This window comes from Staphylococcus sp. HMSC061G12 (assembly GCF_001838465.1).
Classification (GTDB): Bacteria; Bacillota; Bacilli; order Staphylococcales; family Staphylococcaceae; genus Staphylococcus; species Staphylococcus simulans.
The window spans coordinates 1-967 of the sequence record NZ_KV837079.1 but is presented as its reverse complement, the minus strand read 5'-3'; the positions used below and the strand labels follow the sequence as shown (position 1 = coordinate 967).

Genomic DNA, 967 nt, shown 5'->3' with positions numbered 1-967 from the left:
AGCCTATAAAACACAACAAAAGAAAATCAAAAAAATGAAAGAATCTATTAAGCAATTAAGAACATGGGCAAGCCAAGCTAAACCACCGAATGCTGCAATGTATCGTCGAGCTAAAAGTATGGAAAAAGCTTTGAATCGTATTAAGCGATTAGAAAAACCAACTTTAGATTCAAAAAAAATGAATATGAAACTAGAGGAAGGTAAGCGTGTTTCAAATAGAGTTATTGAAATGGAAAATGTCGCTAAAGGATATGACTATTTATTATTTGAAAATGTAAATATGTTAATTCGAAGAGGCGAACATGTTGCTATTATAGGAGATAATGGTACAGGTAAATCTACATTGTTAAAAATAATTTTAGGACTTACTTCAATAGATGAGGGTTCTATTAAGACTGCAAACAATTTAAAAATTGGTTATCTTTCACAACATGAATTTGAAAGTGATAACGATGATACTTTATTGAATACAATTCGTGAAAAAGTCAATGTAACAGAAGGAGAAGCTAGACATATTTTAGCTAATTTCATGTTTTATGGTAAAGACGTTTTTAAAAAGGTTAAAGATTTAAGTGGAGGAGAAAAAATAAGGCTAAGATGGGCACAAATTGTAAATACTGATTATAATTTGCTTGTTTTAGACGAGCCTACAAATCATTTAGATATAGATGCCAAGGAAACCATAGAAGATGCTTTATTAGATTTTGAAGGATCCATAATTACAGTTTCACATGATAGATATTTTCTTAACAAGCTATTTAATACAACTTACTTGTTAAAAAATCAAACATTAGAGAAATTTGAGGGTAACTATAATTATATTAAAGGAAAAATTTATAAGTAATTAAACGAACAATACAAATTAGCTGAAGAAAAAATAAAAATACTTCAGAGATTTTGCATTCCCTTACTAACCAGTGTTATAATTTAGACAACAAGAGCTTCGTGCATTATATGCACCAATCCC

The 967-nt window shown here is 29.0% G+C and carries 1 protein-coding gene; it reads left to right on the top strand.

Going from position 1 to position 967, the window contains the following annotated elements; all coding sequences use genetic code 11:
- Positions 1-844, top strand: an 844-nt coding sequence (locus tag HMPREF2937_RS07255; RefSeq protein WP_142351413.1) for an ABC-F family ATP-binding cassette domain-containing protein, incomplete at its 5' end; no start/stop codon positions are given.
- Positions 845-967: the final 123 nt, after the last annotated feature.